Source organism: Nitrospinaceae bacterium (assembly GCA_018669005.1).
In the GTDB taxonomy this organism is placed as follows: Bacteria; UBA8248; UBA8248; order UBA8248; family UBA8248; genus UBA8248.
The window spans coordinates 1-6,337 of record JABJAL010000048.1 but is presented as its reverse complement, the minus strand read 5'-3'; the positions used below and the strand labels follow the sequence as shown (position 1 = coordinate 6,337).

The window sequence follows — 6,337 nt, the reverse complement described above, 5'->3', positions numbered from 1 at the left end:
GAAAGAGCGCCTTGCGAATACGTGAGCCAGCGGCCTTATCTTTCACCGAATCTGACAGGCGCCCCAAAACCTCGGCGGCCTCAGGAGTCGCCTCGGCGGCAAGCGCATCGATAATCGATGGCGGCGGCGCGGCTCCGGCCTCGGCAAATGCCCCCGCCAGCGCTAACACGGCCCCGGCGTTCCCACTTGAGAGCGCCCCTTCGAGAGCGATGACCTGCAATGATGCGGGAAGCGAGGCCAGCCGCTCACGAATCGAGCCCGCCGCCTCAGGAGAGAGCGCGCCGCCTTGGGCAAGCGCCTCGGCCACCCCTTGCGCCTGTGCAACAGCCTCGCCATCGAGTTCGGGCGGAATCTCTACGCCAGGATCGAGCGCCGCTATCGTCTCCCGCAAGATGACCAAATCCTCGGGCGCCCACCTCAGCGAGAGGCCCCGCTCAAGCAGGCCCTCTGCCGCAGAGGAATCGCCCACCGCGCTGAAGGAGCGAAGAATCGCCGCCCGCGACTCTGGCTGTGAAGCGCTCAGGTGCTCAAACATACCGGCGAGCCCCACCTCACCCATTTCCTTGATTTCATCGATCAGCGGAGCCGGCGCCATCGCGCCCGGCGGCGCAGGCTCGGTAAACGAAGCCTCAAGCCCGCCGGCAATTGCCCTGGCATGCTTTAGTTCCTGGGGTGAAAACGTTTTTTTCGCAGATTGTTTCTTCGCTTTTTTCGCCACAATTACCTCTTTCGAATTTCCATGAGTAAAATGGCGTGTATCATCCGTTGACGGCAAGCGACCTGTCAAGACACCGTTTTAGGCTAATCCCGTCCTGATAGCATGAGATCAAGGAGCCCCATTCACGCCATGGCCACACGGACGCCGCCCCTGGAAATCCACTACCGCACCCTGACCCACCGCTGGGGCAAGGCCGCCCTCGCCGGGGATGATCGCGGCCTCATCGCCTTGGCCCTTGTAGGTGGTCGAACCGGGCTATTAAAGCTTCTGGCCACCCACAAAATCCCCTGCCGAAAACTCATAAAGACAATTGAACAACATCCCCATCTCGGCCCCGCCGCCTCCTGGCTCGATGCACTCTTGAACAAGGGGCGCTATCATGCCCCCGCAATCCAGATAGCCTCGCCCTCCGGCACACTCTTCCAGATGAAAATCTGGCGGGCCGTATTGAAAATCCCGCCTGGGGAGACACGCACCTACGCCCAGATCGCACGCACAATTGGCCACCCCCGTGCCGCGCGCGCCGCCGGGGCGGCAAACGCACGAAATCCCCTGCCGCTCTTTATCCCGTGTCACCGCCTCGTGGGTTCGGATGGTGGGTTGAAGAATTACGCGGGTGGTATCGCGATGAAACGATGGCTTCTTGAAATCGAAAAGCCATTGTAATTTTTTCAACTATCGCAACGGAGAATTTTTATTAATGACAGCACAATTGTGGATAGAAACCGCCTTCAGTCACACGGAAGTCCCCTTGCGTCTCACAGACATTAAAAAAGCGCGCGGGGCGGAATCACAAAACATCGTTTGCTGCGTGATCGACGTGCTAAGGGCAACCTCGACCATCGCCGCCGTGATGGGAAACGGGTGCGCGGGTTTTTATCCTTGCGCCTCGCCCGAGTCCGCAAGAGAGCTTGCCGCCAAATTCAGAGAGGAGCTTGGTCACGATGCCGTCCTCCTGGGCGGGGAGAAAGACGCGAAACCCATCGAGGGCTTTGATGGTGGAAACTCTCCAAGAGAGTGGACACGCGATCTTGTGGGCGGGCGCCGCCTTGTCTACTCAAGCACGAACGGCACCCGCACCCTGGACGCCGTGAAAAAATGCGGCACGGTCGTCACCGCCGCCTTTGCCAACCTCACAGCCGTGGCAAGCCGCATGGCTGAGGAAATCCAAACAATATCCGCCCCCGCCGTGCTGATTGCCTGCTCGGGAAGAGAAGGAGGCTACACCGAGGAGGACACTGTTGTGGCGGGCGAGCTGATAGGCAAGCTCTCCTCGCTTATTGGTGAGACCGAGCTATCCGACACATCCCTCGCCGCGTGCCTTATTGCAAAGGACGCCGACCCCGATGCCGCCGCCATGCTTAGAAACTGCCGCTGGGGGCGCTACCTCGCCAGCCTGGGGCTTGGGGAGGACATCGAATATTGCGGGAAACGGGATTGGACCGAGATCGTGCCCGAGATGAAGGATGGGGTGATATCGCCGGGCTAGTTCTCTTCTTCTTTTAGCACCCGCTCAATCTCGTCTGCCCCTCCCCGGTATCTCACTGGGTTTCAATTACAGAAAATCGTACTTCCCCTTCTCTCCCAGGGCCGGACCTGGCAAGGATGATAACGCTTCGCCCGCCTTTACGAGAACTTTAAAAAATCCATACGTTTTCTTTGTTCTATCCATAAATTCATTTCCTACATTGAAGCCTCCAAATTCTTCACAACAACACAGGAGGCTTCTATGGGATGAAAAAATAATTGCAAGACAGATTGTATTCCCACGTTAATCGACAGTGCCCATAGCACGAGTACAAGAACCTTCGCCCTTAATTTCAAGGAGAGAACGATGAGAAAAATCAAGAACTGGCTGCTCTTTTCGATGATAGCTCTTGGCTTCATGACAGTGGCGATCCCCCAAGCCGAAGCCGGTGGAAGGGGCGATGGCCCGATCATTTATGTGCGGAGCCAGGGACTGTTTTTTGATTCCATCATTGCCGCCAACAATCTTCCTGACAATGGTCCGTTCCAAAAGCTTGAGATGGGTCCTAATGGCCTTGAAACAGATTTCGGGCCCGGAGACGAGGGTTTCGCCGGTGGAAGATGGTGGTTGGACCTAAACGGAAACGGAGAAATGGACGACGATGATAAATATTTTGGCTGCCCCTTGCTCGGGCCGGGCCGCGAAACACGCTAAATTCCCGTTCGGAAGCAACATTCGATAGATAAGAGCGTTATAAAAAACACCCCGCCTACATATTCGGCGGGGTGTTTCATTTTAGGCTATCACCCGATTGGCCAGCCCATGGAAATCAATCGCGGCATAGACATTTCGGTATTATGCAAGTTTGATAAATAGGAAATTTGAATTTGCGCTAATCATCTTCCTTTTCCACAAGCGCCCGCTCAATCTCGTCCGCCATATCCCCGGCTTCCTCGCCCGGTATCAGGTGCAGGAAAAACTCCCTGTTTCCCTTCGCGCCCCGGATGGGGCTGGCGCAGGCGGCGGCGGGGCCAAAATTATTTTCTTCAGCCCACCCCCAGAGAGATTCAAGAACGGCGCGGTGAACGGCGGGGTCTTTGACGATGCCGCCTTTTCCAACCTGGCCCTTTCCCACCTCGAATTGCGGCTTGGCGAGGATAAGCATTTCGAATGATTTCGCCATGAGGGGGCGAATCGCAGGCAGTACTTTTGTTACGGAGATAAACGAGAGATCGGCGGTGGCAAGCGTGGGGGCCTGTTTACCTGCGGCGGCGGTAAAATCATTTTTCGTGAGGTTGCGGGCGTTCACCCCCTCTAAGACCGCCACCCTGTCATCGTCCCGGAGCTTCCAGTCGAGCTGGCCCTTTCCAACATCCACGCAAACAACCCGCCGCGCGCCGCGCTGGAGCATTACATCGGTGAACCCGCCGGTGGATGAGCCCACATCTATGCAAATCCGCCCCTCAGGGGAGAGTTCAAAGGTATCTAAGGCATGGGCAAGCTTGAGGCCGCCCCGGCTGACGTAGGGGCAAGGATCTTCTTTTACGGCGATTTTAGCATCCGGGGGATAGGCGGTTCCGGCTTTATCGGCGCGCTGGCCCTTCACCGTAACGAGGCCTGCAAGGATGAGGCTTTGCGCCCGCTCGCGGCTCGGGGCGAGGCCCTGCTCGACTAATAGGCGGTCGAGGCGCTCTCTCTTAGGCATGCCCAGTGAGCGAGGAAGCTTCCCGGGCCCGGCCCTCGATGAGATCGCGGGCCGCCTGGGTAATGTCTCCAGGGGTGAGGCCGCAGTCCTCGCGCTGAATCTGGGGCGAGCCGTGCTCGATAAAACGGTCGGGGAGCCCGAGCCGGGTCACAGCGACATCGCGAACACCTTTTTCGGCGAGCAATTCAACAACCGCAGAGCCCATGCCGCCGACACGAGTTCCCTCCTCTATCGTGACGATGTGCTTGCACCCTTTGGCGAGTGCGAGGATTTTCTCCTCATCGAGAGGCTTGACGAACCGGAGGTTTAACACGGCAGCCTGTATCTTAAGCTCCTCAAGCTGCGCCGCCGATTCCATGGAGAGCCCCACCATGGGCCCAAGTGCGATGATCGCCACATCGTCCCCCTCGCGGAGAAGTTCGGCCTCGCCAATCGACAGGGGCTTAATTTCATCGTCCATTTCGACGCCCTCGCCAGAGCCTCTCGGGAAGCGGACGGCGGCGGGCCCCTGATACTCAATCGCGGTCAGGGTCATGCGCTGGAGTTCGTTTTCATCTTTGGGCGACATGACAATCATATTGGGCAGGCAACGCAGATAGGCAATGTCAAAGGCGCCCTGGTGCGTGGGGCCGTCATCGCCCACAAGGCCTGCGCGGTCGAGCGCGAAAGTAACGGGCACGTTCGTCAGGCACACATCATGGATAATTTGATCGTAGGCCCGCTGGAGGAACGTTGAGTAAATGGCCGCAACGGGCTTCATCCCCTGGAGCGCGAGCCCGGCCGCGAAGGTTACGGCGTGCTGCTCGCACATGCCCACATCGAAGCAGCGATCCGGAAACTCTTCTTGGTAGTTCACGAGCGCCGTGCCCTCTAACATGGCCGCCGAAATGGCCACCACCTTTTCATCCTTGCGGCTCAGCTTGGCCATGGTCTCCGTGAAAACCTTGGCGTAGGCAGGGGGGCCGGGGGCTTTTTTCTTGAACTCGCCCGTCTCGGGATCAAATTTCGTCACACCGTGGTAAGTGATGGGCTCTTTTTCGCTGTAGGGATAGCCGTAGCCTTTTTGGGTGACAACGTGGACAAGATTCGGGCCCTTCATCTTCATTATATTGCGAAGGGTCGGGATGAGCAGGTCCAAGCGATGGCCGTCCACCGGTCCTATATAGCGAAAGCCCAGCTCTTCAAAAAGCATCCCCGGCACAATAAAATTCTTCACCGAATCCTCGACCCTGTCCATGAGCGCCACCGCCGTATCGCCCAGGGGCAGATGGGAGAGGATCTTTTGCACATCATCGCGCACCTTGCGGGCCCGATTGGCCCACTCGCCGGTCATAATCCGCGAGAGGTAGGAGCACATTGCACCCACGTTTTTCGAGATGCCCATTTTGTTGTCGTTCAGGATGACTGTGACATCGCGTTTCATGTGGCCGGCGTTATTGAGCCCTTCCATCGCCATGCCCGCAGTGAGGCTGCCATCACCGATGACGGCAACGACATTATAGTCCTCGCCCTGGAGATCACGAGCGGTGGCCATGCCAAGCGCGGCGGAAATCGAAGTGCCCCCGTGGGCAACATTGAGCGCGTCATACTCGCTCTCGCGCCTATCGGGAAAACCAGCGATACCGCCCCACTGGCGGAGCGTGCCAAATTTGTCGCGGCGGCCTGTGAGGATTTTATGTGCATAGGCCTGATGGCCCACGTCGAAAATAATTTTGTCGCGGGGCGTGTCAAAGAGATAGTGCAGCGCAACAACGAGCTCGGCCGCTCCCATCGAGGCGCCCAAATGCCCCCCCGTCTCGGAGGTCACCTGCACAATCATGTCGCGGATCTCACTGACGACCTGCGGCAGCTCTTCCTCGCTTATTTTTTTCAGATCATCCGGACTATCAATCCGGTCAAGAAGCTCGCCCATGTTCTCTTTTTCCGCCTACTTTTCGTCATGCCCCTTAAAATCCGGGTAACCGACAGTTTTTTTAGGGTATCTCTTTTAGCCTGCTTAACTGCTAACAAACGATATGCTAGAGGATGATCAAAATCTCCGCAATACGATAAAGCGCGCCAGCGCAGCAAGCGCCGGGGCCCCGTCCGGGAAGGCAACAAGCGCCTCAAGGGCCTCGTCCACCACCTGCCGGGCCATTTCTTTTGATGCCTCAAGACCATGAAGGGCCGGGTAGGTGGCCTTGTCCTGGGCGGCGTCGCCTCCCGTTGCTTTTCCCATCAATTCAGCATCGCCCTCGACATCGAGGATATCGTCCACAATTTGAAAGGCGAGACCCGCTCGCTCGCCGTAGCGGCTGAGCGCAGCCATCTCGTCATCTCCCCCGCCGCCGAGCAGGCCGCCCATGTAAACAGACGCCCGTATCATCGCCCCCGTTTTTCGACGATGGATCTCCACGAGCTCGGCGGGCTCATTCACCCGCCCCCCGGCACGGATATCTAGAAGCTG

The 6,337-nt window shown here is 57.9% G+C and carries 7 protein-coding genes; 3 read left to right on the top strand and 4 right to left on the bottom strand.

Annotated elements, in window-relative coordinates:
* The coding region (locus tag HOJ95_06250; protein MBT6394285.1) for a hypothetical protein at positions 1-718 on the bottom strand (718 nt) is incomplete at its 3' end.
* A 129-nt stretch (positions 719-847) separates the two neighbouring features.
* Between HOJ95_06250 and HOJ95_06245 the strand changes: the two genes are divergently transcribed.
* From HOJ95_06245 to HOJ95_06235, 3 genes are all read left to right on the top strand, one after another.
* Entirely contained in the window at positions 848-1,384 is a 537-nt protein-coding gene (locus HOJ95_06245; GenBank protein MBT6394284.1) for a methylated-DNA--[protein]-cysteine S-methyltransferase, read from the top strand.
* A 34-nt stretch (positions 1,385-1,418) separates the two neighbouring features.
* A complete protein-coding gene (locus HOJ95_06240; GenBank protein MBT6394283.1) occupies positions 1,419-2,207 on the top strand; it encodes a 2-phosphosulfolactate phosphatase in 789 nt (262 codons plus the stop codon).
* A gap of 345 nt (positions 2,208-2,552) precedes the next feature.
* Entirely contained in the window at positions 2,553-2,900 is a 348-nt protein-coding gene (locus HOJ95_06235) for a hypothetical protein (GenBank protein ID MBT6394282.1), read from the top strand.
* 178 nt (positions 2,901-3,078) lie between these two features.
* Here the strand turns inward: HOJ95_06235 and HOJ95_06230 are convergent, their stop codons facing one another.
* The 3 genes from HOJ95_06230 to HOJ95_06220 form a co-directional block, all read right to left on the bottom strand.
* Complete coding sequence (locus tag HOJ95_06230) at positions 3,079-3,891, bottom strand: TlyA family RNA methyltransferase (protein MBT6394281.1); 813 nt, start codon at positions 3,889-3,891, stop codon at positions 3,079-3,081.
* Entirely contained in the window at positions 3,884-5,803 is a 1,920-nt protein-coding gene (locus HOJ95_06225; GenBank protein ID MBT6394280.1) for a 1-deoxy-D-xylulose-5-phosphate synthase, read from the bottom strand. The genes HOJ95_06230 and HOJ95_06225 overlap by 8 nt, the downstream gene beginning before the upstream one ends.
* Positions 5,804-5,920: 117 nt before the next feature.
* Positions 5,921-6,337: hypothetical protein (locus HOJ95_06220; GenBank protein ID MBT6394279.1), on the bottom strand; the 417-nt coding region annotated here is incomplete at its 5' end.

What these genes read in the sequence shown, in the direction of transcription:
- HOJ95_06245 (MBT6394284.1), top strand. Translation starts at nt 848, where the DNA reads ATGGCCACACGGACGCCGCCCCTGGAAATCCACTACCGCACCCTGACC.
- HOJ95_06240 (MBT6394283.1), top strand. Translation starts at nt 1,419, where the DNA reads ATGACAGCACAATTGTGGATAGAAACCGCCTTCAGTCACACGGAAGTC.
- HOJ95_06235 (MBT6394282.1), top strand. Translation starts at nt 2,553, where the DNA reads ATGAGAAAAATCAAGAACTGGCTGCTCTTTTCGATGATAGCTCTTGGC.
- HOJ95_06230 (MBT6394281.1), bottom strand. Translation starts at nt 3,891, where the DNA reads ATGCCTAAGAGAGAGCGCCTCGACCGCCTATTAGTCGAGCAGGGCCTC.
- HOJ95_06225 (MBT6394280.1), bottom strand. Translation starts at nt 5,803, where the DNA reads ATGGGCGAGCTTCTTGACCGGATTGATAGTCCGGATGATCTGAAAAAA.